The 25329-nt window shown below is 71.8% G+C and carries 23 protein-coding genes; 8 read left to right on the top strand and 15 right to left on the bottom strand.

Annotation, left to right across the window (positions count from 1 at the left end):
* Both CCN33_RS09560 and CCN33_RS09555 read left to right on the top strand, forming a co-directional pair.
* Positions 1 to 1596 (top strand): M4 family metallopeptidase (locus CCN33_RS09560; protein ID WP_107483918.1); only part of this gene is annotated, 1596 nt, incomplete at its 5' end.
* A 248-nt stretch (positions 1597 to 1844) separates the two neighbouring features.
* Positions 1845 to 2384, top strand: coding sequence for a manganese efflux pump MntP (locus tag CCN33_RS09555; RefSeq protein WP_086693170.1), 540 nt, complete (start codon positions 1845 to 1847; stop codon positions 2382 to 2384).
* A gap of 86 nt (positions 2385 to 2470) precedes the next feature.
* On the opposite strand, the gene pqqE is transcribed toward CCN33_RS09555, so the two are convergent.
* The 9 genes from pqqE to CCN33_RS09510 form a co-directional block, all read right to left on the bottom strand.
* Positions 2471 to 3613 (bottom strand): pyrroloquinoline quinone biosynthesis protein PqqE, encoded by a 1143-nt coding sequence (pqqE, locus tag CCN33_RS09550; protein ID WP_086693168.1) that lies wholly within the window; start codon positions 3611 to 3613, stop codon positions 2471 to 2473.
* A complete protein-coding gene (gene pqqD / locus CCN33_RS09545; protein ID WP_244173739.1) occupies positions 3606 to 3851 on the bottom strand; it encodes a pyrroloquinoline quinone biosynthesis peptide chaperone PqqD in 246 nt (81 codons plus the stop codon). The genes pqqE and pqqD overlap by 8 nt, the downstream gene beginning before the upstream one ends.
* Before the next feature lie 89 nt (positions 3852 to 3940).
* Positions 3941 to 4648 carry a pyrroloquinoline-quinone synthase PqqC gene (pqqC, locus tag CCN33_RS09540; protein ID WP_086693167.1) on the bottom strand — a complete coding sequence of 236 codons (708 nt, stop codon included), beginning with the start codon at positions 4646 to 4648 and terminating at the stop codon, positions 3941 to 3943.
* 4 nt (positions 4649 to 4652) lie between these two features.
* The gene (gene pqqB, locus CCN33_RS09535) at positions 4653 to 5540 is read right to left on the bottom strand and encodes a pyrroloquinoline quinone biosynthesis protein PqqB (RefSeq protein ID WP_086693165.1); all 888 of its coding nucleotides are present in this window, start codon (positions 5538 to 5540) and stop codon (positions 4653 to 4655) included.
* A gap of 112 nt (positions 5541 to 5652) precedes the next feature.
* Positions 5653 to 5748 carry a pyrroloquinoline quinone precursor peptide PqqA gene (pqqA, locus tag CCN33_RS09530; protein WP_086693163.1) on the bottom strand — a complete coding sequence of 32 codons (96 nt, stop codon included), beginning with the start codon at positions 5746 to 5748 and terminating at the stop codon, positions 5653 to 5655.
* 47 nt (positions 5749 to 5795) lie between these two features.
* Complete coding sequence (locus CCN33_RS09525; RefSeq protein ID WP_086693161.1) at positions 5796 to 7499, bottom strand: PQQ-dependent dehydrogenase, methanol/ethanol family; 1704 nt, start codon at positions 7497 to 7499, stop codon at positions 5796 to 5798.
* A gap of 19 nt (positions 7500 to 7518) precedes the next feature.
* Positions 7519 to 7980 carry an MSMEG_3727 family PQQ-associated protein gene (locus CCN33_RS09520; RefSeq protein ID WP_086693159.1) on the bottom strand — a complete coding sequence of 154 codons (462 nt, stop codon included), beginning with the start codon at positions 7978 to 7980 and terminating at the stop codon, positions 7519 to 7521.
* 336 nt (positions 7981 to 8316) lie between these two features.
* The gene (gene katG / locus CCN33_RS09515; protein ID WP_208621697.1) at positions 8317 to 10557 is read right to left on the bottom strand and encodes a catalase/peroxidase HPI; all 2241 of its coding nucleotides are present in this window, start codon (positions 10555 to 10557) and stop codon (positions 8317 to 8319) included.
* A 40-nt stretch (positions 10558 to 10597) separates the two neighbouring features.
* Positions 10598 to 11938 (bottom strand): DNA-binding protein, encoded by a 1341-nt coding sequence (locus tag CCN33_RS09510; protein WP_244173738.1) that lies wholly within the window; start codon positions 11936 to 11938, stop codon positions 10598 to 10600.
* 381 nt (positions 11939 to 12319) lie between these two features.
* Between CCN33_RS09510 and CCN33_RS09505 the strand changes: the two genes are divergently transcribed.
* Positions 12320 to 13528 carry an SGNH/GDSL hydrolase family protein gene (locus CCN33_RS09505; RefSeq protein ID WP_086693155.1) on the top strand — a complete coding sequence of 403 codons (1209 nt, stop codon included), beginning with the start codon at positions 12320 to 12322 and terminating at the stop codon, positions 13526 to 13528.
* Positions 13529 to 13535: 7 nt separating this feature from the next.
* Here CCN33_RS09505 and CCN33_RS09500 read toward each other — a convergent pair whose 3' ends face one another.
* Genes CCN33_RS09500 through CCN33_RS09490 form a run of 3 tightly spaced genes read right to left on the bottom strand, consistent with a single transcriptional unit; the run spans position 13536 to position 17025 of the window.
* Positions 13536 to 13886 carry a UBP-type zinc finger domain-containing protein gene (locus CCN33_RS09500; RefSeq protein WP_086693153.1) on the bottom strand — a complete coding sequence of 117 codons (351 nt, stop codon included), beginning with the start codon at positions 13884 to 13886 and terminating at the stop codon, positions 13536 to 13538.
* Complete coding sequence (locus CCN33_RS33495; protein ID WP_086693152.1) at positions 13883 to 15352, bottom strand: ATP-binding protein; 1470 nt, start codon at positions 15350 to 15352, stop codon at positions 13883 to 13885. Before CCN33_RS33495 ends, CCN33_RS09500 begins: the two co-directional genes overlap by 4 nt.
* The gene (locus CCN33_RS09490; protein ID WP_086693150.1) at positions 15349 to 17025 is read right to left on the bottom strand and encodes an NAD(P)/FAD-dependent oxidoreductase; all 1677 of its coding nucleotides are present in this window, start codon (positions 17023 to 17025) and stop codon (positions 15349 to 15351) included. Before CCN33_RS09490 ends, CCN33_RS33495 begins: the two co-directional genes overlap by 4 nt.
* 170 nt (positions 17026 to 17195) lie before the next feature.
* Here CCN33_RS09490 and CCN33_RS09485 point away from each other — a divergent pair, with 170 nt between their 5' ends.
* The gene (locus tag CCN33_RS09485) at positions 17196 to 18080 is read left to right on the top strand and encodes a universal stress protein (protein ID WP_086693148.1); all 885 of its coding nucleotides are present in this window, start codon (positions 17196 to 17198) and stop codon (positions 18078 to 18080) included.
* Between the two features lie 3 nt (positions 18081 to 18083).
* Here CCN33_RS09485 and CCN33_RS09480 read toward each other — a convergent pair whose 3' ends face one another.
* Together CCN33_RS09480 and CCN33_RS09475 are read right to left on the bottom strand one after the other, a co-directional pair.
* Positions 18084 to 18830 (bottom strand): MBL fold metallo-hydrolase, encoded by a 747-nt coding sequence (locus CCN33_RS09480; RefSeq protein WP_086693146.1) that lies wholly within the window; start codon positions 18828 to 18830, stop codon positions 18084 to 18086.
* 57 nt (positions 18831 to 18887) lie between these two features.
* Positions 18888 to 19517: an alpha-ketoglutarate-dependent dioxygenase AlkB gene (locus CCN33_RS09475; RefSeq protein ID WP_086693144.1), complete on the bottom strand. Its 630-nt coding sequence runs from the start codon at positions 19515 to 19517 to the stop codon at positions 18888 to 18890.
* Positions 19518 to 19652: 135 nt separating this feature from the next.
* Between CCN33_RS09475 and CCN33_RS09470 the strand changes: the two genes are divergently transcribed.
* From CCN33_RS09470 to CCN33_RS09460, 3 genes are all read left to right on the top strand, one after another.
* Complete coding sequence (locus CCN33_RS09470) at positions 19653 to 20267, top strand: TetR/AcrR family transcriptional regulator (protein WP_086693142.1); 615 nt, start codon at positions 19653 to 19655, stop codon at positions 20265 to 20267.
* A 26-nt stretch (positions 20268 to 20293) separates the two neighbouring features.
* Positions 20294 to 21967, top strand: a complete 1674-nt coding sequence (locus CCN33_RS09465) for an FAD-binding dehydrogenase (protein WP_086693140.1) — start codon at positions 20294 to 20296, stop codon at positions 21965 to 21967.
* Positions 21968 to 22128: 161 nt separating this feature from the next.
* Positions 22129 to 23556, top strand: coding sequence for a M1 family metallopeptidase (locus CCN33_RS09460; protein WP_086693138.1), 1428 nt, complete (start codon positions 22129 to 22131; stop codon positions 23554 to 23556).
* 3 nt (positions 23557 to 23559) lie between these two features.
* Here CCN33_RS09460 and CCN33_RS09455 read toward each other — a convergent pair whose 3' ends face one another.
* Positions 23560 to 24780: a saccharopine dehydrogenase family protein gene (locus tag CCN33_RS09455; RefSeq protein ID WP_086693136.1), complete on the bottom strand. Its 1221-nt coding sequence runs from the start codon at positions 24778 to 24780 to the stop codon at positions 23560 to 23562.
* A 140-nt stretch (positions 24781 to 24920) separates the two neighbouring features.
* Between CCN33_RS09455 and CCN33_RS09450 the strand changes: the two genes are divergently transcribed.
* Positions 24921 to 25329, top strand: a 409-nt coding sequence (locus CCN33_RS09450) for a TetR/AcrR family transcriptional regulator (RefSeq protein ID WP_140394495.1), incomplete at its 3' end; no start/stop codon positions are given.

Below are 25329 nucleotides of genomic sequence, written 5' to 3'. Positions count from 1 at the left end.
GTCGGCACGGGTGACGAACTCCGGGTGCAGGACGTCATGTTCGACCCCGAGGGCGGCCGTCACGTCCGCTTCCAGCGCGCCCACAGCGGCATGCCGGTGCTCGGCGGCGACCTCGTCGTCCACCTCGACCGGCAGCTCGCCTACACGGGCGTGACCACCGCGGCCGGCCAGTCCGTACAGGCCACAGCCTCCGACGCCCGGATCACCCCCAGGCAGGCAGCCGCCAAGGCGGCCGACGCCGCCGAGGGTGACGCCGGAACCGCCGAACTGGTCGTCGACGCGCGCGACGGCGAGACCGCGCTCGCCTACCGGGTCACCGTCACCGGCAGTGCCCTGGACGGCGCGAGCGGCACCCGCACGGTCGTCGTGGACGCCGTCACCGGCGATGTCCGCAGCAACACGCCGGACGCGGACGAGTTCCTCTCGCCCAAGCTCCGCAAGGCGCTGCGGGCGCACGGCGAGACGGTCACCCCGTCCACGTCCGCCCAGAGCACGCCGGGCCTCCTCGCGGGCATCACCTCGGGCGCCTCGGGCTACCCGGCGACCGCGCGCGGCACCGGCAAGACCCTGTTCGTGGGCAGTGTCCCGCTGACCACCACGCAGACCTCGCGCGGCCACTTCCAGCTCAAGGACCCCACCCGGTACAACACCGAGACGCGGGACGCCAAGGGCAAGTACACCGAGTCCTTCGGCGGCGGCAGCGCGATCACGGGTACCAGCAACGTGTGGGGCAACGGCAGCACGAGCAACCGCAACAGCGCGGCCGCCGACGCCCAGTACGGCATCACCAAGACCCTGGACTTCTACAAGAAGACCTTCAACCGGTCGGGCATCGCCAACAACGGCAAGGCCGCCCGCGCGATGGTCCACTGGGGCCGCGGGGTCGGCAACGCCTTCTGGGACCCCGCCTGCGGCTGCATGCTGTACGGCGACGGCGACGACATGATCACGAAGCCGCTGGTCGTCCTCGACGTCACCGGTCACGAGCTGACCCACGGCGTGGTCGACGCCACCGCCAAGCTGGAACCGACCTACGTCGACCGCGACGGCAACCAGTACGGGGAACCGGGCTCGCTCAACGAGTCCCTCGCCGACATCTTCGGCTCCAACGTGGAGTTCTTCGCCGCCAACGCCAAGAACCCGCCGAACTACCTGCTGGGCGAGAAGCTGGGCCTGAATCAGAAGTTCCTGCGCCGCCTCGACCACCCCTCCCTGGACAAGCTGGAGGGCACGGTCGACTACTGGTCCAAGGCCACGTACGACACCGAGGTGCACGCCGGTTCCGGCGTCTCCTCGCACGCGTACTACCTCCTGGCCGAGGGCAGCGGCAAGAAGACGATCGGCGGCGTCTCCTACGACTCGCCGACCTACGACGGCGGCGCCGTCAAGGGCATCGGCCGCGCCAAGGCCACGGCGGTCTTCTACCGCGCCCTGACCCGCTACATGGTCTCCACCACCGACTTCCACGACGCCCGCGTGGCGACGCTGAACGCGGCCAGGGACCTGTACGGCGCGACGAGCACCGAGTACCGGACCGTCGACCGGGCCTGGGCCGCGGTCAACGTCAAGGCCGCCAACACCCCGGCGCCCCGCTGACGCACCCCGGCTCCGACAAGGCCCCGTCCCGCGCTCGCGCGGGACGGGGCTCCCGGGGCGCGTCCGATACCCCCTCCTGCATGAACAACCCCACCTGCGAGATGCGCACCATGAGGTGCGTAGGTGCAATCGGTGAGCCCTTATGGAAACCAGGGGCGGAAATTCTTCCGGCATCGGCTTACCGGGTTTTGTCCTGGACCATCCGAGATATCATGAATTATGGCGGTTACCGAGGTAGCGACATCGTCATGATCTGGGAAATACTGGTCCTGGGTTTCGTACTCAGTCTCGACAATTTCCGGGTGTCGATAGCGCTCGGCACCGTCCCATTCGGTCTGAAGCGTGCGATGCAGGTCGCGCTGACCTTCGGGCTGTGGGACGCGATCATGCCCCTGGTCGGGCTGTTGATCGGTCGCCAGATCGGGGAGTCCGCCGGGGACGTAGCCGATCTCGTCGGCGCGGCCGCGCTCGGCGGGTACGGTTTCTACCTCGTCATCTCATCGCTCCGGAAGCCCGAACCGGACGAGTTGGACCACCCCTGGGCACTGTTCGGCATCCCCTTGACGCTGAGCCTGGACAACCTGTTCGCCGGGGCGAGCCTGGGGGTCCTCGGGCTCTCGCCGTGGTTCTCGGCCGCAGTCTTCGGCGCCATGACGGCAGTGTTGTCGCTGGTCGGACTGCTGCTCGGGCGGGCCGCGGCGCGCCTCATCCGGGTCCGCTCGGACCTACTGAGCGGGATCACCCTGATCATCGCCGCCGCGGCGCTGCCGTTGTGGTTCGGCGGCTAGCCCGCTCACTCGACCTGGGGAGCAGGGGTCGGCCCGCTCTCCACCGGAAAGCAGGCAGGGATCAGCGGAAGATCGTCGGCCGTGAGTCAGCCCGGGCGGCCTCGACCCCCCGGCCGGCCAGGTCCTGACCGGGCGACAGGTGGCGTACCGGGTCGGTGCGGGCGGGGAACCAGCGGAAGGCCGTCGTCCCGCGAGCCGGCGTTGGCGGCCTCGACCGCCCGGGTGACCAGGTCGTGGTCGGGCGACAGGTGACAGACCGGGTCCGTGCGGGCGGCGTCGCCGGTGAGCAGGAACGCCTGGCAGCGACACCCGCCGAAGTCCACCTCCCGCCGGGGGCAGCTCCGGCAGGGCTCCGGCATCCAGTCGGTCCCCCGGAACGCGGTCATCACCGGGGACTCGGTCCAGATCCGCTTCAGTGAGTCCTCCCGCACGCCGGCCCGCGGCAACGGCAGGGACTGGGCGGCCGGGCAGGGCAGGACGTCGCCGTTCGGCGTCACGGTCAGCTGCCGGGAGGCCCAGCCGCCCATGCAGGGCTTCGGGTAGCGGCTGTAGTAGTCGGGGATGACGTAGATGATGTCCATACGGTCCCGCAACCGCTCGCCGGCGGCCCGTGCGACGGCCTCGGCCGCCTCGAGCTGGGCGCGGCTCGGCAGCAGCGCGGCACGGTTTCGCCAGGCCCAGCCGTAGTACTGGGTGTTGGCCAGCTCCACCCGGTCCGCGCCCACCTCCTCGGCCAGAGCGAGCACGTCGGCGACGCGGTCGATGTTGTGCCGGTGCAGCACCACGTTCATGGTGAGCGGCCAGCCCAGCTCCTTGACCACGCCCATCGCCTCGATCTTGCGTCGGAAGGAGGGGATCCCGGCGATCCGGTCGGACACGGCCGGTTCGTCGGCCTGGATGCTGATCTGCACGTGGTCCAGGCCGGCGGCCCGCAGCTCCTCGGCCCTTGGACGGGAGAACCCGAGGGCGCTGGTGATGAGGTTGGTGTAGAGGCCCAGGGCGTGGGCGTGCGCGACGAGCTCCACCAGGTCGCGGCGCAGCAGCGGTTCTCCGCCGGACAGATGGCACTGCAGAACTCCCAGGTCCTCGGCCTCGGTCAGCACCCGCAGCCATTCGTCGGTGGTCAGCTCGTCCCGGTAGTCGGCCAGGTTCAGCGGGTTGGAGCAGTACGGGCAGGCCAGCGGGCAGCGGTAGGTGAGCTCGGCGAGCAGCCCGAAGGGGCTATCCATCGGTGAGCTCCACCCAGCGCCGGGCGACGAGCCGGGCCAGGAACTGCCGGACCTCGACGTCGGGAACGGTCTCGTAGCGCGCGCCCAGTTCGGCCACGATCTCGGTCACGGTGTGCCGCCCGTCGCACAGCTCGAGGATGGCCGCGCCGCTGCCGTTCAGAACCACCACCGTCTCGGGGTGCAGCAGGACCTTGCGCTGCCTCGTCCGGGAGAAGGTGAGCCGGACATGAGCCGCCAATTTGGGGCGGTCCGATCCGGACACCCCTCCGCCGGGCCGGGTCGTACTGCGGGTCCGGGTGGGTCCGGTACGGGTCGGGTCCATGGTGGTCACTCCGGGTAGGCCCGGTCGATGGCGTCCATCAGGCCCCACAGGACGTCACACTTGAACGACAGGGCGTCTACGGCGCGCGCCTGGGACTCGGCGGAGAGGCAGTGCGCCGTGACCACCTCGAGGGCGTGCTCGCAGTCGCGTGGCGCCTGCTCCAGGCGGGCGCGGAAGTAGGCAAGGCCCTCGGGGTCGATCCACGGGTACCACCGCTCGAACGCGGCGAGCCGCGCCGCCATCAGGTCGGGCGCGAACAGCTCGGTGAGCGAGGACGCCACCGCCTCCACCCAGGGGCGGGTCCGGGCGAAGTTCACGTAGGCGTCGACGGCGAACCGCACCCCGGGTACCAGGTGCCGGTGGTCCCGGATCTCCTCGCGGGTCAGCCCGGCGGCCTCGCCGAGGCGCAGCCAGGCCTCGATGCCGCCCTCGCCCGCGGCAGTGCCGTCGTGCTCGACGATCCGTCGGATCCAGCGGCGACGGACTTCCAGGTCGGGGCAGGTGGAGAGGATCGCGGCGTCCTTGCGGGGGATGTTCTCCTGGTAGTAGTAGCGGTTGGCCACCCAGCCCCGGATCTGCCGGCGGCTCAGCCGGCCGGCGTTCATCCGGACATGGAACGGGTGCTGGTCGTGGTAGCGACGCGAGTGGGCCCGCAACGTCTCGACGAAATCGTCGGCGCCGGTCGGGGTGATCGTGGTGGCTGTCGTCGTCATGGCTCTACACCTGGATCTCGAGGCCGTCCATGGCCACTTCCATGCCGCTCTCCTCCAAGGTGCGTCGCTCCGGCGTGTCCTCCAGGAGGATCGGGTTGGTGTTGTTCATGTGCACGAAGACCGTCCGCCCCAGCCCCAGCGACGGGAGCTGTGCCAGGCTGCCGTCCGGGCCGTCGATGGGCAGGTGGCCCATCTCCCGTGACGTCTTGCGGGCGAGGCCGAGCCGTATGAGTTCGTCGTCGTGCCAGCAGGTCCCGTCGATCAGCAGGCACGCGCACCCCTCGAACTCCACGCGCAGTGCGGCGGTCAGCGACTGCACGCAGGGCAGGTACACCAGACTTCCCCCGCTGCGCTCGTCGGTCAGCCGGTAGCCCACGACGCGGCCGTGGTCCACCCCGGCTCCGAAACGGTCGCGCTTGGTGGTGGGTACGCCGAACGCCCGGCAGGACAGCCCGTCCGCCAGGGCGAAGCCGGTGCCGGGGATCACTGCCCGCCACTCGACCGGGCAGTAGCGCTCCAGCGTGCGCAGAATCCCCGAGCCGTCGGACAGGGTTTTGCGCACCGCCGGTGTGGCGTACAGCCGCAGGGCGCGGGCCTCGCGCAACAGGAGCAGGCCCAGCGTGTGGTCCAGTTCGGCATCGGTGAGCAGCACCGCCTCCAGCGGCGTGGTCCGGTCGTCGTGCGGGTGCAGGCCGGGAAAGTCCTCGATCTGGGTGGCTACATCGGGCGAGGCGTTGATGAGGAACCACCGGCGGCGGTCGGCGCTGACCACGACCGACGACTGGGTGCGCGCGAGACCGGGCCGGGAGCGGACCGCGACGCACACCGGGCAGCCGCAGTTCCACTGCGGGGAGCCGCCTCCCGCCGCCGAGCCAAGCACGCGCACCAACACGCTCGCACTCCGTTCATGGTTCATCGAGATCCGGGCCGTCGCCCGCCCGCCGTTCGTGACCTCCCGAGCCGTCGGGCGGCGCCTGATCAGGTCCGGCGCCGCCCCGTGTCAGCTAGTCCTCCAACCGAGCGAGGTACATGGTCACCTCGGCCGCGACTGCGATCTCGTCGAACTCGGGCGTCTCCCACACAGTTCGCTCAGACTCCATGGATTCACCTCCTCTCTGCCGGGTTCACGGCACGCTCCGGCCACGCGCTACGACGGTTCCGGGAGGGCGAAGACGATCAGGGCGCTTCCGTGCCCCGCGCCGAGCATGCCGGGGAGGAATCCCTCGGCCCATCCGCCCCAGCCGACCGGCACGGCCACGTACTGCCTGCCCTCGACCATGTAGGTGGTCGGGCTGCTGTGGTGGCCGCTTCCGCACTGGAACTGCCACAGCAGCTCCCCGGTGCGGGCGTCGAGCGCGTTGAACTCCCCGGATGGTTCACCGGCGAACACCAGGTCACCGCCGGTGGCCAGCGTAGAGGCGCACATGGGGAGTTCGTTGCGCCAGCGCCACTTCTCCTCGCCGGTGGCGTCGAAGGCGCTGACGGACCCCGCCATGTCCTCGATGTCCACCTGAACGCCCGCGCCCCAGTAGGGGATGCTCTCCTTGAACTCCCGGCGCCGCCGGGTCGCCGTGGCACCGGTGTCCTGGACCGGGACGTAGAAGAGCCCGGTCTTCGGGCTGTAGGACGCGTGGGTCCATTCCTTGGCGCCGGCCGGACCCGGGTAGAAGTGGACCGGTTCTCCCTCCTTGTCCGGGTACACCTTGGCCGTCACCTGGCCGTCCCTCGTGATCGCCCCCCAGGTGATGCGGTCGACGAAGGGAGTGATCCCGACCCTCTCGCCGCTCGTGCGGTCGAGGACGAAGAAATAGCCGTTCTTGTCGAAGTGCCCGAGCAGTTTGCGCCCGTCCTGCTCGAACAGGATGCACTCGGCGATGCTGTCGTAGTCCCACAGGTCGTGCGGGGTGCACTGGTAGTGCCAGCGGATCTGTCCGCTGTCCACATCGACGGCGATGACACTGTCGGTGTAGAGGTTGTCGCCCTCGCGGACGCCTCCGTCGAAGTCGGGCGCCGGGTTGCCGGTGCCGACGTACAGCAGGTTCGTCTCCGGGTCGAAGGTGCCGGTGACCCAGCAGTTGGCCCCGCCCCGTGCCCAGGCCTCGCCGTCTGCCGGCCAGGTCTCCGAACCGGGTTCCCCCGGCTTCGGCACCGTGTAGCAGCGCCACTGGTGCTCGCCGGTTTCGAGGTCGAACGCGTCGAGGTGGCCGCGTACGCCGAACTCACCGCCGGAACTCCCGACGATGACCATGTTCTTGACGATCAGCGGGGCGACCGTGGCGCTCTCCCCGGCCCGGACGTCTCCGTAGGTCTGTTCCCAGACCCGCTTGCCGGTGGTGGCGTCGAGCGCGAGCAGGCGGGCATTCGCCGTGACGAAGAAGACCTTTCCCTGAGCCACGGCCACCCCTCGGTTCACGTTCCCGCAGCACAAGGACACGTCGAAGGGCACCGCATGCTTGTACCGCCAGATCTCCACACCCGTCTTCGCGTCGAGGGCCCAGACCCAGCCGTCCCAGCCGGAGAGGAACATGACGCCGTCGACGATGATCGGGGCGGCCTCGAACGAATAGGTCGACGCGCCCGCGATCAGGCCGGTCGTGCCTGCCTGGAAGACCCATGCGGGGACGAGGCGCTTGACGTTCTCCGTGTTGATCTGGTCCAGCGGGCTGTACCGCTGGCCGTTGTAGGCGCCGTAGTAGGTGAGCCAGTTCTGCGGTTCCTCGCCGGCGCTGAGTATGCGCTCGTAGTCGACGCCGGCCACTACCGGCGGCGCGACGTCCCCGCCCGCGACCTTGCCGCTCAGCTTCCCCTGGTCGACAGCCTCTCCCGCGTCCACGTAGTCGACGGTGGTCATTTCCTCCTCCTCCTTCTTCCTACGGCCGCGGCTGTTCGGGACGGTCGAGGCGAGCCTCCGGCGGAGCGTCCCCCAGGACGACGATGGCACCGGTCAGTCCCCGGCCCTCGTCATTGCCCGTGGGCGAGCTGAACCAGTAGTAGCCAGGCCCGTCGAGGTTGAGGTGCGCCTGTCCTCGCGAATGGTTCACCAGCCAGATGAACTTCCGGTCGCCATTGCTCGGCAGAAGCGCGCAGTGCGTGTTGTCGTCGTCATTGACGAGCTCGAGTTCGATATCACCGCCATGGGGCATGACCAGAATGGAGGGGTCCCAGGTCAGCTCATCCGGCCGGATACGAATGGTGGCCTGCATGCGGCCTTCCGATCCCTCGGTGGCCTCCCCCACACTTCCGGTGCACAGCACCTGTCCCAGCGTGGCTTTGTTCTGTGCGTCCAGCCCGATCCTGTCCAGCAGGTCGGCTCGCTCCTGCGCGGTCGTCATCGGGGCTTCACTCCCCTCATCCCGAATCTCTGTTCATTCCGCATCGGGCACGCTGAAGGCGGCACGTCACAGCCCGGCCGCACGCACCGCGAAATTCCCCTTCGGGTATCGCCTGATACCCGGCTGCAACCGGTGCCAAAGGAGCGCGCCACGCCGAATGAATAGCACCGGAAAGGATGCGAAATCGGTGGTCAGGAAAGACGCTACGCCGGACGGATCACAGCGACAAGGCGACCCCTGGTTCGGGCCGGCTCATACCGTTCGTTCGCGACCGGCTGCCGTTCGGACCCGATGTGCCGCCGTTGAGAGCAGTCGCGCCGCACTGCGACGCGTCGATCAGGCGAGGTCGTACCGATCGAGGTCCATGACCTTGGTCCACGCGGCGACGAAGTCCCGCACGAACTTCTCCCGTGCGTCGTCGCTCGCGTAGACCTCCGCGACGGCACGCAGCTCGGAGTTGGAGCCGAAGACGAGGTCGACGCGGCTGCCGGTCCACTTGACCTCGCCGGTGGCGCGGTCGCGTCCCTCGAAGGCTTCCGCGGTCGCGGACGTCGGCTGCCATTCCGTGTCCGCGTCGAGCAGATTCACGAAGAAGTCGTTGGTCAGCGAACCGGGCGCCGCGGTGAAGACGCCCAGCGGCGACTGCCGGTGGTTGGCGCCCAGCACCCGCAGGCCACCCACGAGGACGGTCATCTCGGGCACGCTCAGGCCCAGCAGGTTCGCGCGGTCGACCAGCAGGTGCTCCGACGGCAACCGGCCGCCCTTGCCGCGGTAGTTGCGGAACCCGTCCGCGGTCGGCTCGAGCGGGGCGAAGGACTCCGCGTCGGTCCACTCCTGCGTGGCGTCCGTGCGTCCCGGACTGAAGGGGACCTGGACGTCGTGGCCGGCGGTCCTGGCTGCATGCTCGACGGCGGCGGATCCGCCGAGCACGATGAGGTCGGCCAGCGAGATCCTCTTGCCGCCTGCCTGGCAGCTGTCGAAGGACTCCTGGATCCCCTCCAGGGTGTGCAGCACCTGTGCCAGCGTGTCGGGGTCGTTGACCTCCCAGTCCCGCTGCGGTTCGAGGCGGATGCGGGCCCCGTTCGCCCCGCCACGCCTGTCGCTGAGGCGGAACGTCGAGGCCGACGCCCAGGCGGTCGAGACGAGTTGGGAGACGGACAGCCCGGAGGCGAGGACCTGGCTCTTGAGCGCGGCGATGTCCGCCGCCCCGACGAGCACGTGGTCCACGGCAGGGACCGGGTCCTGCCAGAGCAGCGTCTCGCGGGGAACCAGCGGTCCGAGGTAGCGGTGGATCGGGCCCATGTCGAGGTGCGTCAGCTTGAACCAGACCCGGGCGAACGCGTCCGCGAGCTGGTCCGGGTTCTCCAGGAAGCGTCGCGAGATCGACTCGTAGACGGGGTCCGACCGCAGCGCGAGGTCCGTCGTCAGAATCGTCGGGGCGTGGGTCGTCGACGGGTCGTGGGCGTCCGGCACGGTGCCGGCCCCGCCGCCGTCTCTCGGGATCCACTGCCACAGACCGGCGGGGCTCAGCTCCAGGTCCCACTCATAGCCGAACAGCGTCTCGAAGAAGCGGTTGTCCCATGTCGTCGGGGTGGGGGTCCACGTCCCCTCGAGCCCACTGGAGATGGCATCCCTGCCCTTTCCGGTGCCATAGCTGCTCTTCCAGCCCAAGCCCTGCTGCTCGAGCGGGGCGCCCTCGGGTTCGGGGCCGAGGTGGGCGACCGGGTCCGCCGCGCCGTGGGTCTTGCCGAACGTGTGGCCGCCCGCGATCAGCGCGACGGTCTCCTGATCGTTCATCCCCATGCGCCGGAACGTCTCGCGGATGTCCCGGGCCGCGGTGAGCGGGTCCGGGACGGTGTTCGGTCCCTCCGGGTTGACGTAGATGAGGCCCATCTGGTCGGCGGCCAGAGGGTTCTCCAGTTGCCGGACGCCGCCGTGACGTTCGTCGCCGAGCCAGACCTGCTCGGGGCCCCAGTAGACGTCCTCGTCGCGCTCCCACACGTCCGCCCGGCCGCCGGCGAAACCGAAGGTCGTGAGGCCCATCGTCTCCAGGGCGCGGTTGCCCGCGAAGATCATCAGGTCGGCCCAGGAGATCTTGCGGCCGTACTTCTTCTTCACCGGCCAGAGCAGCCGGCGCGCCTTGTCGAGATTGCGGTTGTCCGGCCAGCTGTTCAGCGGCGCGAAGCGTTGCATGCCGGCGCCGGCGCCACCACGGCCGTCCTGGATGCGGTAGGTGCCCGCGCTGTGCCACACCATCCGGATCATGAGCGGCCCGTAGTGGCCGAAGTCGGCCGGCCACCACTCCTGCGACGTCGTGAGCACCTCGTCGACGTCCCGCGCCACGGCGTCGAGGTCCAGAGTCCGGAACTCCGCGGCGTAGTCGAAGTCCTCGCCCATGGGGTCGGCCATGGCGGGGTGTTTGCGGAGAATCGCCAGGTTGACCTGGTCCGGCCACCAGTCGCGGTTGCTCGCGCCTCCGATCGCGTCACCGCGGTGCCCGGCCGGGGCCGAGAGGCCGAGGCCGCCCCCGCCCCCCTCGTTCGTCTCGCCGGCAACGGCGTGCGGGCTGTCGGACACGGGACTCCTCCTTCCGGGAACAGGGGTCGTGCCGGGGCACTCAGATGTCCAGCGCGCGACGCACGGTCGGCGCGTGCCGCCGGGAAACCGGCACCATCCCGTGCGCCCGGTCGTCCATGACCAGAGACAACTCGCCCTTCAGTCCGCGCTCTATCTCCCTGATGCGGCTGAGGTTGACGACGTACCGGCGGTGCACCCGCAGGAAGCCGACATCCGCCAGCTCACCTTCGAGTTTGTCCAGGCTCAGCGAGGCCGCTCGCAGTCGCCCCTGATCGGTGGAGAGCCACACGTCGTTGCCCTGCGATTCGGCGAAGGAGACTTCCGGCAGCCGCAGCAGCACCATCCGGTTGTCCCGGATCGCGACCAGTCGGCGCGGCTGCGCCCGAAGATGCGCGACCCCGTCCGCCTGGGGCACCTGGGCCCCGTCGGAGGCGCCGAAGGCGACCAGGTTGCCGATCACGCGTCCGGACGAGAAGACGGGTCGGATGCTGATCGACGTCGGCTCGTCGGCGAGGTGGGCGAAGATCTGCGTCGTGCCGACCCAGTCAGGGTTGTGGGCCGCCTGCCTGGTGGCGTACCGGGCGGCAGTGATCAATTCGGGCACCCCAGGGGTCCATCGCAGCGTGGGATCGACCGCCGGGGTGCATGCCGGGACGCCCAGGAGCACGCTGGCCAAGGCATCGGCGATCACCACCTTGCCCGCGCTGTCCACGGCGGCGAGTGCCGCACCGGAGTGCGCCCTGGCCTGGGCGTAGGCCGCGACCAGCTCGGCACCGCTGTCCCGGGCGCGCCTCTTCAGGGGGCACTGGGTCATGGCGGCCGCGTTCGCCAGCCAGCTTTCCGTGGACGCGGGAAGCCGGCTGCGCCAGCGGCAGACACTCAGGACCGCGATGGGTTCTCTGGTCACCACGTCGCGCACCGCGATGCCCGCGCAGACCCAGTGGTGGAGCGCCTCGCACCAATGCTCAGCACCCCTGATCGTCACCGGGCTGTGCGCCTCGAGCGCCGTGCCCATGCCGTTCGTGCCGATCGCGCACTCGGACCAGGAGAACCAGGGAGCCAGATTGGGGTCGTCGGCTCTGGCGAGCGTTGTCTGGTCACCCCACTCGGCCAGTATCCGGCCGGTGGCATCGGTGACAGCGACGACGCCACCGGTGCTGCCCACCTCATGTGCCACGGAGGCAGCACGAAAACCCAGGTCAGCGATGACGACATCGTGTTCGGGCGTGTGGTCGAGCTCCGTGAGGGCCACCGGAGCCTCTGCGAGGTGAGGATCGACCCGGTACTGCTCTCGGCAGCGGTGCCAGGAGATCGCCACCAGGGGCCGGACATCCGGGACCTGGTCCTCGCCCCGCACGAACCGTTCCCACGCCGCCGACACGGTGCCGTCGTCCAGGTTCGCCGAACCGGGCTCAAGCCGATGTACATCCCTCATGGTTCAGAACCGCCTTGGTCCCTCCCCAACACCCGACGGCGCGCGCCGCGCGCGGCGGTGGCCGCTCGTCGTGGCCGGGTGCGTTTCTTCCTGCCTCGCCACTCGTTCCAGGCTGTGTCACCAACCTGCACTTCCCACCCTAGATACCGTTTTCGGCCTGCGCACGTACCTGTCCGTACCGCGTGAGCGAGCAGCGGTACGCGCTGCGAGGGTGGGCCGCTCGAAGACACCCCCTTGTGCGCACGCGGACACGGAACGTACCGAGGTGCGCGCCGCGGGCGTCGGCGGGACCATCACAGGCATGGGCCAGACGAAGGAACCGGCCGGGTGAGCGGCCGGGGGAGAGCCTGGCGGGCGGCCGCCGTCCTGCTGCTCACCCTCACCGGTCAGGCGACCGTCGCCCTGGCGGCGACCCCGCCGACCGGGGCCACCGTGCGCGGCTCCGGCGTGGTCACCTGGGGCGCGAGCGCTCAGCGCGTCGGCCAGGGCGCCGACCGGGCCTACCGGCTGATCGTCAAGATCAGCGCGGGCGGCAGCGACCTGCGCGTCCGGCTGTCCAACGCCTACGGGGACCACCCCCTCACCGTGGACGCCGTTCACGCGGGCCTCCAGGCCGAGGGTGCCGCGCTCGAGCCGCGCACCAACCGGGCGCTCACCTTCGGCGGCAGGCACGCCGTCTCCGTCCCTCAGGGCGGGGCCGTCTGGAGCGACCCGGTGCCCGGCCGCATCCCCGCCGGGGCCCGCCTCGCCGTCAGTCTGCGCACCCCGGACGCACGGGGGCCCGCCACCGGCCACGAGTCGGCCCTCACCACCTCCTACCTCGGCAGGCACGCCGACCCCGGCGGCGACGGCGCCACCGGCTGGACGCCGACCACCGGCTCCTGGTGGTACCTCGACGCCGTCTCCGTCCGCCCCGCCCACCCCCGCGCCGGCGCGGTCGTCGCGCTCGGGGACTCCATCACCGACGGCTGGGGGTCCACGCCCGGCCGCGACCGGCGCTGGCCCGACGACCTCGCCCGGCGGCTGCGCGCGGACGGCACGGGCGTCGCCAACGAAGGGATATCCGGCAACCGGGTCCTCACCGGCGACGACGGCGCCCCGAGCGCCGGACGCAGGCTGGAGCGGGACGTCCTCTCCCAGCCCGGCGTGCGCACGGTGGTCCTCTACGAGGGCGTCAACGACCTCAAGGCGGACCATGGCGCCGGCGCGGACGAGATCGTCGCGGGCTACCGGGAGATCACCAAAAGGGCCCACGCGGCGGGCCTGTGCGTGGTCGGCGCCACCGTCGCCCCCTTCAAGGGCTGGCCCCAGTGGGACCCGGACGCCGAGGCGGTGCGCCGGGAGGTCAACCACGAGGTGCGCACCGGCGGTGACTTCGACGCCGTCGCCGACGTCGACCGCGCGCTGCGCGACCCGCGAGACCCCGCCCGGTTGCGCCCCGACCTCGACAGCGGCGACCACCTCCACCCCGGCGACCACGGCATGCGCGCCATCGCCGGGGCCGTCGACCGCCCGAGCCGGAACTGCCGGCGCTGACGCCGGTTCAGCTCAGCAACCGGACCCAGTCGGCCGGGACCCGCCCGGCCGGGCCCGGCACCGGCTGGTCGAGCGGGTGGCTCTCGGGCGGGGCCAGAGGGGGGCCGGACTCGTACAGTTCCTCGGTGGCGTAGTCCCAGAACCAGCCCTCGCCCGGCTCGAAGCTGCGCAGCACCGGATGGCCGGTTTCCCGGTAGTGCGCGGTGGCGTGCTTGCCCAGCGACTGGTCGCAGCACCCGATGTGCCCGCACCGCGCGCAGCGCCTCAGATGGAACCACCAGCTGTCCGCCTTCTCGCACTCCACGCACCCCGTACCGCTCGGCGGCACGGACGGGTCGATCGCGGTGTCCTCACTCATGCGCCCTCCTGGGCTCTGTCGGTTTCGCCGGACGCGGTGTCCGCGGCCAGCGGGAGGCGGACCTGGAAGCGGGTGTCGCCGGGGGCCGACTCCAGCCGCAGGGTGCCGTGGTGCTTGTCGACGACGATCCGCCGCGAGATGTCCAGACCGAGACCGGTGCCCGCGCCGACCGGCTTGGTGGTGAAGAACGGGTCGAAGATCTGCTCCCGGATCTCCGGCGGCACACCGGGGCCGGTGTCCGCGAACTCCACCAGCGCCGACTCCCCGTCCCGCGCCGTCCGCACGGTCAGCGTGCCCCCGCCGCCGTCCTGGGTCATCGCGGACACCGCGTTGTCGATCAGGTTGGTCCACACCTGGTTCAGCTCCGCCGGATAACCCGGCAGCGAGGGCAGCGTACGGTCGTAACTGCGCACCACCTCGATGTGCGGGCCGAGCTTGCCGGACAGCATCAGCAGGGTGCTGTCGAGGAGTTCGTGCACGTCCACCTCGCGGAACGGGGCCCGGTCGAGCTGGGTGTACTGCTTGGCGGCGTCCACCAGTTGGGAGACGCGGGTGGTGGCGTCCTCGATCTCGTTCATCAACAGCTCGGTCTCGATGGTGTAGTTGAGCCAGCCCACCGCGCCGCCCAGGATTTCCCGGTCCACCGTGGCGGCCACCCGCTCCAGCCAGTCGGCGTCCAGCCCGGCCTGAACGAACACCGGCGCGAGCCGCCAGCCCTCCTCGATGCCGTGGTCGGTCAGCCAGTCGGCCAGCGTGTCCTCCCGGTCGGCCGCCTCCAGTGGACCGAGCACCGGTGCCTTGGCGACCCGCTCGGCGGTGCGCTCCTGGATCTCGATCAGGCTCGCCAGCGCGTCACGGGAGAACGGCCCCTCCGCGATGAGCGCCAGCTTGTGCCGCATCCGGGCCACCCGTTCCCGCAGGGTGGAGGTGGCCCGCACCGCGGCCGCCGCCGGGTTGTTCAGCTCATGGGTGAGCCCCGCCGACAACGAGCCCAGCGCCAGCAGCCGTTCGCGCTGGCCGATGGCGGCCTGGGTGCTCTTGGAGCCGAAGAACAGCCCCTCCAGCAGATGCACCGCCATCGGGAACCAGGCCCGCATGACCTCCGCGAACACCTGAGCAGGCAGCACGAAGAACCGTGTCGGCTCCGTCACCCGCATCGAGTTGTTGTACAACTGCCGCACCCTGTCCCCGAGATACGCCTGCATCGCGCCGCCGTACACCCCGCGCTGGGAGGTCCGGGACACCTCCACGTCCTCGGCGCCGATCCGCCGCGAGAGCACGACCGCGCCCTCGATCAGCACGTAGAAGCAGGTCGCCGGGTCGCCCTCGGTGTAGACCGGGCCCGGTTCGAACAGCTCGACCCGGCCCTCCCGGCACAGCCGTCCCAGCTGATCGGGCGACAGCCGCTCGAACAGGAACAGGGTGCCGATCTCACCGGGGCTGCACGGCAGCGGCCGCCCGCTCACGACTGCTCCAGATACCGGTGGACGAGCATCACGGCCATGGCTCCCTCTCCTACGGCGGACGCGACCCGCTTGGCCGACTCGGCGCGCGCGTCGCCCGCCACGAACACGCCCGGCACACTGGTCTCCAGGTGGTACGGCGGCCGGTCCAGCTCCCAGTCCGCCGGCAGCTCACCGTTCACGGTCAGATCCGGGCCGGCCAGGATGAACCCCCGCCCGTCCAGACGCACGGTCCCGTCCAGCCAGCCGGTCAGCGGGGCGGCGCCGATGAACACGAACATCCACTGCGCCTCGACCTGGTCGGCCTCACCGGTGTCCACCCGGCGCAGGGTCAGCCGCTCCAGCCGGTCCGAGCCATGGGCCGCCTCCACCTCCGTGCGGGCGCGCACCGCGATGTTCGGAGCCTCGGTGATCTGCTGGACCAGGTAGTGCGACATCGACGCCGACACGTCGGCCCCGCGCACCAGCAGCGTCACCGACTTGGCGAACCGGGACAGGTACATCGCCGCCTGCCCGGCCGAGTTGGCGCCGCCCACGATGAACACGTCGTGCCCCTGGCAGGACGGCGCCTCGGTCAGCGCCGACCCGTAGAACACCCCGCAGCCGGTCAGCCCCGCGCAGCCGTCGGCGGTCAGCCGCCGGTACTGCACCCCGGTCGCCAGGATCACACTGTGCGCGCCGATCGCTGAGCCGTCCGCGAACCGCACGATCCGAGCCGCGCCGTTGACCTCCAGTCCCGTCACCTCGCGCGCCGTGAGGATCTCCGCGCCGAACCGGGTCGCCTGGCGGCGGGCGCGCTCGGTGAGCTGGGCGCCGGAGACGCCGTCGGGGAAGCCGAGGTAGTTCTCGATGCGGGAGCTCTGCCCGGCCTGGCCGCCCGTCGCCGAACGCTCCAGCAGTACCGTGCGCAGCCCCTCCGACGCCCCGTACACCGCCGAGCCGAGCCCGGCCGGGCCGCCGCCGATCACCACCAGGTCGTAGAAGTCGGCCGTCGGCGTCGTCGCCAGGCCGACCCGCGCGGCCAGTTCCGGGGCCTCGGGCTCGACCAGCACCCCGCCGTCCGGGGTGATCACCAGCGGCAGCCGCAGTCCGTCCTGCCCGGCCGCCGCCAGCAGCCGCCGCCCCTCGGGGTCCTCCACCGAGTACCAGCGGTAGGGCACCTGGTTGCGGGCCAGGAACTCCCGTACCTCCGAGGACCGCGCCGACCAGCGGTGGCCCACCACCTTCATGAACGGCACCGGCCGGTGGTCCCCGGCCCGCCAGGCGGCCAGCAGGTCGTCCACCACCGGGTAGAGCTTCTCCTCCGGCGGGTCCCAGGGCTTGAGCAGATAGTGGTCCAGGTCCACCACGTTGATCGCGTCGATGGCCGCCCCGGTGTCCGCGTACGCCGTCAGCAGCACCCGCCGCGCGCCCGGATAGACGTCCATCGCGCGCTCCAGGAACTCGATGCCGTTCATCACCGGCATCCGGTAGTCCGCCAACAGCACCGCCACGGAGTCGCCGCGCAGCTTCAGCTCGCGCAGCGCCTCCAGCGCGGACGGTCCGGACTCCGCGCGCACCACGCGGTACGACGCGCCGTAGCGGCGGCGCAGATCGCGGGCGACCGCGCGGGACACGCCCGGATCGTCGTCCACGGTCAGCAGGACGGTCCGGGCGGCGTCGGTCGGCTCTGCCATGCGTTCTCACCCCGGCCGGTCGGGTGCATGGGACGGTTCTCGCCCATCGTATGTGCGTTTAGCCCGGTTCGCGCCGGTGTGCTCCGGGCGTCGGGTGGCGGACGGACCCGGCGGCTGTGGCAGGGTCATGGCGACGACGGAACAGGCCGGACGACGAGGAGGCCCAACGCATGACACGCCCGATCACGGCAGGGGTGGACGGTACCGAGGAGAGCCTGGCCGCGCTGGACTGGGCGGCCCGCGAGGCCGTGCGCCGGGGACTGCCGCTGCGCGTGGTGCACGCCTGGGAGGAGATCGGGGAACTGCCCGCCGACCGGGACACCCAGCGGGCCTGGGTCGAGGAGGGCATCGGCCGCGCCGTCGGTTCCCTCACCGAACGGCACCCCGGCCTGGACGCGACCCTGGAGCTGACCGAGGACGACGCGGTGGACGCGCTTCTCGCGGCCGGCGCGGACGCCGAGGCGCTGGTCCTCGGTACCCGCGGGCACGGCGCGGTGGTCGGCTTCCTGCTCGGCTCGGTCGGCCTCCGGGTCGTCGCGGAGACCGCCCGCCCGGTGATCCTCGTGCGCGCCGGGGACCGCGCGGAGGCCGAGTCCGCCGGACGGGAGATCGTCGTCGGCCAGCACGGCACCCCGGAGGACAGCGCCGCCGCGCTGCGCTTCGCCTTCGAGACGGCGGCCGCCCGCGGCGCCACCCTGCGCGCGGTGCGCGCCTGGACCCTGCCGCCCGTCTTCGCCTACAGTCCCGGCTCGCTCAAGCTGCTGGACGAGGCGGGCGGCCTCGAACCGTACGAGAAGCGGGCGCTGGCCGACGCGCTGCGGCCCTGGCGGGAGCGGTTCCCCGGCGTGCCCGTCGCCGAGCACGTCGAGATGGGCAGCGCCGGACAGGTGCTCGTCTCCCAGGCGACGCGTGCCCAACTCCTCGTGGTGGGCCGCCGGGCGCGCCGCACGGCGGTCGGCGCGCGGATCGGCTCGGTCGCGCACGGCGTGCTGCACCACGCGGGCAGCCCGGTCGCCGTCGTCCCGCAGGACCGGCCCGCCGACGACCCGGCCTGACGGTCAGGACGCTCGGTCGCGGGCCCGCTCGGCGGCGGCCCGCACCGGGCCCCGGTACAGCGGGCCGTGGCCGGGCAGCAGCACGTCGCCCGCAAGTTCGGCGATCAGCGCCAGCGAGGTCACGGCCCGGTCCGTCTCGTGGTGGAAGAAGCCGTGCAGCATCTGCGGGCCCCGGACGCGGGAGGTCGCGTGCCCGGTGATCAGGGCGTCGCCGGAGATCACGACGCCGGCCTCGGGCAGATGGTAGGCGCAGTGCCCGCCGGTGTGGCCCGGCGTGTGCACCGGCACCGGGTGCCCCGGCAGATCGAGTGCCCCACCCGACTCGAACGGCTCGGGCTTCACCACCGGATTGTGCTCGGTGCCGCCCGCCTTGACCACCTGTACCGCCCACGGCAGCACACCGGGCCGCCAGGCGTTGCGCACCACGTCACCGATCGAGCACTGCTGGAGGAAGTCCCGCCGGGCGTGCGGCACCTCGGCCGGATGCAGCAGCACCGGCGTGCCGTGGGCGGCGCGCAGGTACTCGGCCGAGCCCAGGTGGTCGTTGTGGGCGTGGGTGACCAGCACGGCCGTCACCGCTTCGGGTGAACTGCCCACGGCGGCAAGGGAGTCGAGCAGTGCGTGCCGGTCTCCCGGATACCCGGTGTCGATGAGCGTGACGTCCGCACCGTCCTTCAGGATCACCCAGTTGACGTGGTGCCCCCGCACCAGGTGGACGCCGTCCGCGACTTGCTCTGTCTGTGCCCGCATGTTCCCCTCGGATTCCGGCCGATGACCTGACCGGCGTCAGCCAACCAGATGCCGGGGTCAGCGCACCCCGCGAGGGCGGAACTGGATGCTGATCCGGGGCCCGGCGGCGCGCGCCGACTTGGGGACGCAGTGCTCCCAGGTGCGCTGGCAGGAGCCGCCCATCACGATCAGGTCGCCGTGCCCGAGCGGCCGGCGCACGGCCACCGGGCCACCGCCCGCCGGACGCAGCAGCAGATCGCGTGGGGCGCCGACCGAGAGGATGGCGACCATCGTGTCCTCACGGCTGCCGCGCCCGATCCGGTCGCCGTGCCATGCCACGCTGTCCCGGCCGTCGCGGTAGTAGCACAGCCCGGCCGTGGCGAAGGGCTCGCCCAGCTCCGGCCCGTAGTGCGACGAGAGCACCTCCCGGGCCTCGTCCAGCACCGGGTGGGGGAGCGGGTCCCGGTCACGGTAGAAGGACAGCAGGCGCGGTACGGACACCACGTTGTCGTACATCCGGCGCTGCTCGGCCCGCCAGGGGACCTCCGCGGCGAGCTGTTCGAACAGCGCGTCGGCCCCGCTCAGCCAGCCCGGCAGCACGTCGATCCAGGCCCCGGAGCCCAGAGCGGTCCGCTCCAGCCCGTCGAGAGGGCCGAGGCTCAGCTCGTCGGCCTGGTCGAACAGCGAACTCTGGAGGTGCGTGGACATGGGGACAGCCTACTCCTGAATCGAAAATGTGTTCTATCGATCATGGGTGCCCTCTCGCACAGACCGGTCTTGCGCGGCTCTTTCGATACGTCGATGTATCGGATACGTTCCTGTATCGAAAGCGAGGTGCGGGCGATGACGGCCGAGGAGAAGGCGCCGCGGGTCACCAAGCGGCGGGCGCGGACGCGGGCCGAACTGCTCGCCGCCGCCTTCGCGGTGTTCGCGGCCAAGGGGTTCGGGCGGGTCTCCATCGAGGAGGTCTGCGAGGCCGCCGGATACAGCCGGGGAGCCTTCTACTCCAACTTCGCCACGCTCGACGAGCTGTTCTTCGCCCTGTACCAGGAGCGCGCCGACCTCATCGCCGCCCAGGTCGCCGAGGCGCTCGCCCAGGACGGCCCCGCGCTGGACGTGGCCGCCTCCGTGGACCGCGTCGCGGAGGTGCTCCTCCTCGACGTGGACTGGCTGCTGGTGAAGACCGACTTCCTGGTGCACGCCGCCCGCGACCCGGCCGTCGCCGGGACCCTGCTCCGGCACCGCGCCCGGCTGCGCGAGGCCGTCGCCGACCGGCTCCGGCGGGCCGAGGCCACCGCCACCCCGCCCGGCGGAGTGGACGCGGCCGCCCGCGCGGTCGTCGCCGCCTACGACGGCGTCACCGTCCAGCTCCTGCTGGACAAGGACGTCGACGCCGCCCGCGACTGGCTGAAACACCTGCTCACGCCGCTGCTGTCCGGCAGCGGCGACCCGGAATGAACGCTGGAACGAAGGACGAGGACTCCATGGACGCGGACGTCATAGTCGTGGGAGCGGGCCTGGCCGGCCTGGTCGCGGCGCACGAACTCACCAGCCGCGGCCGGAAGGTGGCCCTGCTGGACCAGGAGAACGCCGCCAACCTCGGCGGCCAGGCGTTCTGGTCCTTCGGCGGCCTCTTCCTGGTCGACTCGCCCGAACAGCGCCGCCTCGGCGTCAAGGACTCCCTCGACCTCGCCTGGAACGACTGGCGGGGCAGCGCCGGCTTCGACCGGATCGACGACGAGGACTCCTGGGCGGTGCGCTGGGCCCGCGCCTACGTCGAGTTCGCGGCCGGGGAGAAGCGGTCCTGGCTGCGCGGCCACGGCATCGAGCTGCTGCCCACCGTCGGCTGGGCCGAGCGCGGCGACCTGCGCGCCGACGGCCACGGCAACTCCGTACCCCGCTTCCACGTCGCCTGGGGGACCGGTACCGGCGTGGTCGAGCCCTTCGTGCGGTACGCCCGGCAGGCGGCGCGGGACGGGCTGCTGACCTTTTACCACCGGCACCGCGTGGACGAACTGCTCATCGACGGCACCACCGCGCGCGGGGTACGCGGCACCCTGCTGGCTCCGGACGACTCGCCGCGCGGTGTCGCCTCCAACCGGGAGACGGCCGGGGAGTTCGAGCTGACCGCGCAGGCCGTCGTCCTCACCACCGGCGGCATCGGGGCCAACCACGACATCGTCCGCCGCTACTGGCCCGAGCGGCTCGGCACGCCCCCGGCCGACATGGTCACCGGCGTCCCCGCCTACGTCGACGGCCGCATGCTCGACATCAGCGCGGAGGCCGGGGTGCGGCTGGTCAACCGGGACCGCATGTGGCACTACACCGAGGGCCTCGCCAACTGGGACCCGATCTGGCCCGGCCACGGCATCCGGGTCCTGCCCGGCCCCTCCTCCATCTGGCTCGACGCGCGCGGCCGCCGCCTGCCCGACCCCTGTCTGCCCGGCTACGACACGTTGAGCACCCTGCGCCATCTGCGCACCACCGAGGACATCGCGGGGCACGACCACTCCTGGTTCGTCCTCACCCGGAAGATCATCGAGAAGGAGTTCGCGCTCTCCGGCTCCGAGCAGAACCCCGACATCACCGCCAAGGACCGCAAGGCCGTGCTCCGCGACCGGGTGCTGGGCAAGGGCGCCCCGGGGCCGGTGCAGGCCTTCCTGGACAAGGGCGAGGACTTCGTCACCGCCGGCACCCTGGAGGAACTGGTGGCCAGGATGAACGGCCTCACCGGCGAGGCGCTGCTGGACCCGGCCGAGGTGCGCGGCCAGATCGAGGCCCGCGACCTCCAGATGGCCAACCCCTACAGCAAGGACTCCCAGGTCCAGGGCATCCGCAACGCCCGCCGCTACATCGGGGACCGGCTCGGCAGGGTCGCCTCCCCGCACCGCATCCTCGACCCCGAGGCGGGCCCGCTGATCGGGGTCCGGCTGCGTGTGCTGACCCGCAAGACCCTCGGCGGCATCCAGACCGACCTCGACTCCCGCGCCCTGGGCCTCGACGGCAGTCCCGTCGACGGGCTCTACGCGGCCGGCGAGGTGGCCGGCTTCGGCGGGGGAGGGGTGCACGGGTACAACGCGCTGGAGGGCACCTTCCTCGGTGGCTGCCTGTTCTCCGGCCGCGCCGCGGGCAGGGCGGCGGCCCGGCAGACCGGCTGAGGCGGCGCGACCGGGCCCCCGGCGGTCTGCTCCGGCAGGGTGCCGAGGGCCCTCGGGCCGGCCGGCTCCCCGTCGGCGCGGTGCCCGGGAGCGCAGGACAGCCGGGGGTCCGGCGCCCTAGTCTGTGGCGGAGCGATCATCGTCGTCCCGAAGGAGCGCACGTGACGTCCTCCCGCCGCCCGGCCGCACGACGCCGCACCGCCCTCCTCCGGCGCGAGACCGTCCTCGCCACGGTCCCCCTCGCGGTCGCCGCCCTCCTCGGCGCCGCCGCTCCGCTCGGCTCCGGCACCACCGGAGCACCGGGCGCCGGCGACCCGTACTTCCCGCTGAGCGGCAACGGCGGCTACCACGTACGCCACTACGACCTCACCCTCGGCTACGCCACGGCCGGCCGGCACCTGGACGGCACCGCCGTCCTCACCGCCCGTGCCACCCAGCGCCTTGGCCGCTTCGACCTGGACCTGAGCGGCCTCACGGTGACCTCCGTGCGCGTCGGCCGCGAGGACGCCCGCTTCACCCGCAAGGGCCAGGAACTCGTCGTCACCCCGAAGAGCACCCTGCGCGAGGGACAGGAATTCAAGGTCACCGTCCGCTACCAGGGCACCCCGAAGCCGGTCACCGACCCCGACGGCTCGGCCGACGGCTGGATTCCCACCGACGACGGCGCCTTCGTCGCGGGCCAGCCGCAGGGCGCCATGACCTGGTTCCCGGCCAACAACCACCCGCTGGACAAGGCGTCGTACGACTTCACCATCACCGTGCCCGAGGGCCGTACCGCCGTCGCCAACGGCGTGCTGCGCGGGCAGCGCACCGAGCACGGCCGCACCACCTTCCGCTGGCACCAGGCCGAGCCCATGGCCGCCTACCTCGCCACCGCCACCGTCGGCACCTTCACGGTCCGGCGCGGCACCCTGCCCGGCGGCGTCCAGCTCTACGACGCCGTCGACCCCCGGGAGGCCCGGGCCGCCGACCCGGTGACGAAGAAGCTGCCCGCGGTGCTGGAGTGGGAGGCCGGACTGTTCGGCCCCTACCCCTACCGGGCGGCCGGCTCGATCGTCGACCACGCCCCGGACGTCGGCTACGCCCTGGAGACCCAGACCCGCCCGGTGTACAGCTCGGCGCCCGACCTGGACACCCTCGTGCACGAGACCGCCCACCAGTGGTTCGGTGACTCCGTCTCGCTGACGAAGTGGCAGGACATCTGGCTCAACGAGGGCTTCGCCAGCTACACCGAGTGGCTCTACGAGGAGCAGCACGGCGGCGACAGCGCCCAGAAGACCTTCGACGGCCTCTACGCCCGCCCCGCCAAGGACAAGCTGTGGGCCTACCCGCCCGGCAACCCCGGCGACGGCGGCAAGATCTTCGGCGACCCCGTCTACGACCGGGGCGCGATGGCCCTGCACCAGGTGCGCAAGACCGTCGGCGACCGTGCCTTCCTGCGCATCCTGCGCGCCTGGGCCGCCCAGCACCGCGACGGCCACGGCACGACCGAGCAGTTCACCCGGCTCGCCGAGAAGGAGTCCGGCAAGAAGGTCGCCCCGGTGCTGCACACCTGGCTCTACACCAAGGGCAAGCCGAAGACCGCCTGACGGTCACTGCTCCCGCAGCCCCCACGGGGAGCCGTACGCGGTCAGCAGGTCGAGGAAGGGGCGGGCGGGAAAGGCCTCCGGGCCCAGCACGCCCGCGCCCGACCAGGCGCCGGTGGCGAGGAGTTCGAGGGCGACGACGGGGTTCACGGCCGTCTGCCAGACCACGGCCTGGGAGCCGTACTCGGCCATCGACCACTCGTTGTCCACCACGTGGTAGAGATACACCTCGCGCGGCGCCCCGTCCTTGGTGCCCCGGACCCAGGTGCCCGCGCAGGTCTTGCCGCGCATCCGGTCGCCCAGCGTCGCCGGGTCGGGCAGCCCGGCGGCCACCACGTCACGCGGCGAGACCGCCACCGGACCGTCCGGACCCGGCACGGTCACCGGAACGGTGCGGTCCAGGCCCAGTTGGTGCAGCGTGCGCAGCGTGTCGGTGAACTCGCGGCCCAGCCCGTACTTGAAGGTGACCCGCCGCGCGTCCGTCCAGCGCGGTATCAGCAGGACCTCCTCGTGCTCGACGTTCACGCACTCCACCGGGCCGATGCCCTCGGGGAAGTCGAACACCTCCGGCTCGCTGAACGGCTCGGTGGTGAACCAGCCGCGCCCCTCCTCGTAGACCACCGGCGGGTTCAGGCACTCCTCGATCGTGGTCCAGATGCTGAAGGAGGGAGCGAAGTCGTAGCCGTCCACGGTGAGGTTGGCGCCGTCGCGGACGCCGATCTCCTCGACGGTGTCGAAGAGCTCGTCCGCCGCGTACCGGGCGAACACGTCGGACAGACCGGGCTCCACGCCCATGCCCACCAGCGCCAGCGCGCCCGCACGTTCCCAGTCGGCGGCGAGCGCGAACTGCTCGTCGCCGAGCTTCACCCCGCACTCCTCGTACGGGCGCTCCGGGTGCGGCCGGGACAGCGACATCGCCATGTCGACATAGGTGGCCCCCGCCTCGCGGGCGGCCCGGAACAGCGGCATCACGAATCTGGGGTCGGTGGCATTCAGCAGCACGTCGCAGCCGTGCCGGGCGAGCAGCCCGGCGACCGCCGCCTCGTCGGCCGCGTCCACCCGCTCAGGTACGAACCGGTCCGCGTCCGCGCCGAGGGCCGCGACGGCCGCCTCCGCGCGGGCGGGGTCGTAGTCGGCCACCACCATGAGGTCGAAGAACGGACGGCGGGCCGCGATCCGGGTGACGGCGGTGCCCACACCACCGGCGCCCACGAGCAGTACACGCATGACGGAAACTCCCTGCCTGACACGGACGGAGAACGAGAACGGGACAGGCGCGCCTTGCCGTGAATCCAACGCCCCACGGCGCGTTAAGGTCAATGGCGTTGGCATAAGGACCGCCAGGACCGCAGAGAGAGGGCCCCGCCGTGCCCAAACCCGTCGTGCCCGAGGAGAAGCGCCGCAGGCGCCGGCCCACCCGCAGCGGCACCGTGCTCACCGAGGAACTGATCGTCACCACCGCGCTGCGGCTGCTGCGCGAGCACGGCAGCGCCGGGCTCACCGCGCGCCGCCTCGGCCTCGCCCTCGACTGCGACCCCAGCACCCTCTACCGGTACTTCCGGGGCATGGACGACCTCACCCTGGCCATCGGGGACGCCCTGATCGGCCAGGCCCTGGACGGCTGGCGACGCACCGGCCGCTGGCGCGCCGACCTGCGCGCCATCGGCACCCGCATCCACGCCGCCTACGTCGCCCACCCCCAGGCGGCGCTGCTGACCGTCAGCCGGGTCACCGGCCGCGCCCATGAACTCGCCGTCGACGAGGCGGCGGTCGCCG

It is taken from the genome of Streptomyces recifensis, from assembly GCF_002154615.1.
Taxonomy (GTDB): domain Bacteria; phylum Actinomycetota; class Actinomycetes; order Streptomycetales; family Streptomycetaceae; genus Streptomyces; species Streptomyces griseoluteus.
Note: the sequence above shows the minus strand (reverse complement) of the source record. Positions and strands in the feature narration are given on the sequence as shown.

Excerpts from the sequence above, each read along its gene's own strand:
- CCN33_RS09525 (WP_086693161.1), bottom strand. The coding sequence starts at position 7,499 with ATGACCACCGTCGACTACGTGGACGCGGGAGAGGCTGTCGACCAGGGG.
- CCN33_RS09500 (WP_086693153.1), bottom strand. The coding sequence starts at position 13,886 with ATGAGTGAGGACACCGCGATCGACCCGTCCGTGCCGCCGAGCGGTACG.
- pqqA (WP_086693163.1), bottom strand. The coding sequence starts at position 5,748 with ATGGAGTCTGAGCGAACTGTGTGGGAGACGCCCGAGTTCGACGAGATC.
- CCN33_RS09455 (WP_086693136.1), bottom strand. The coding sequence starts at position 24,780 with ATGCGTGTACTGCTCGTGGGCGCCGGTGGTGTGGGCACCGCCGTCACC.
- CCN33_RS09520 (WP_086693159.1), bottom strand. The coding sequence starts at position 7,980 with ATGACGACCGCGCAGGAGCGAGCCGACCTGCTGGACAGGATCGGGCTG.
- CCN33_RS09485 (WP_086693148.1), top strand. The coding sequence starts at position 17,196 with ATGACACGCCCGATCACGGCAGGGGTGGACGGTACCGAGGAGAGCCTG.
- CCN33_RS09480 (WP_086693146.1), bottom strand. The coding sequence starts at position 18,830 with ATGCGGGCACAGACAGAGCAAGTCGCGGACGGCGTCCACCTGGTGCGG.
- CCN33_RS09490 (WP_086693150.1), bottom strand. The coding sequence starts at position 17,025 with ATGGCAGAGCCGACCGACGCCGCCCGGACCGTCCTGCTGACCGTGGAC.
- pqqC (WP_086693167.1), bottom strand. The coding sequence starts at position 4,648 with ATGACGACGACAGCCACCACGATCACCCCGACCGGCGCCGACGATTTC.
- CCN33_RS09465 (WP_086693140.1), top strand. The coding sequence starts at position 20,294 with ATGGACGCGGACGTCATAGTCGTGGGAGCGGGCCTGGCCGGCCTGGTC.
- CCN33_RS09475 (WP_086693144.1), bottom strand. The coding sequence starts at position 19,517 with ATGTCCACGCACCTCCAGAGTTCGCTGTTCGACCAGGCCGACGAGCTG.
- CCN33_RS09470 (WP_086693142.1), top strand. The coding sequence starts at position 19,653 with ATGACGGCCGAGGAGAAGGCGCCGCGGGTCACCAAGCGGCGGGCGCGG.
- CCN33_RS09555 (WP_086693170.1), top strand. The coding sequence starts at position 1,845 with ATGATCTGGGAAATACTGGTCCTGGGTTTCGTACTCAGTCTCGACAAT.
- pqqE (WP_086693168.1), bottom strand. The coding sequence starts at position 3,613 with ATGGATAGCCCCTTCGGGCTGCTCGCCGAGCTCACCTACCGCTGCCCG.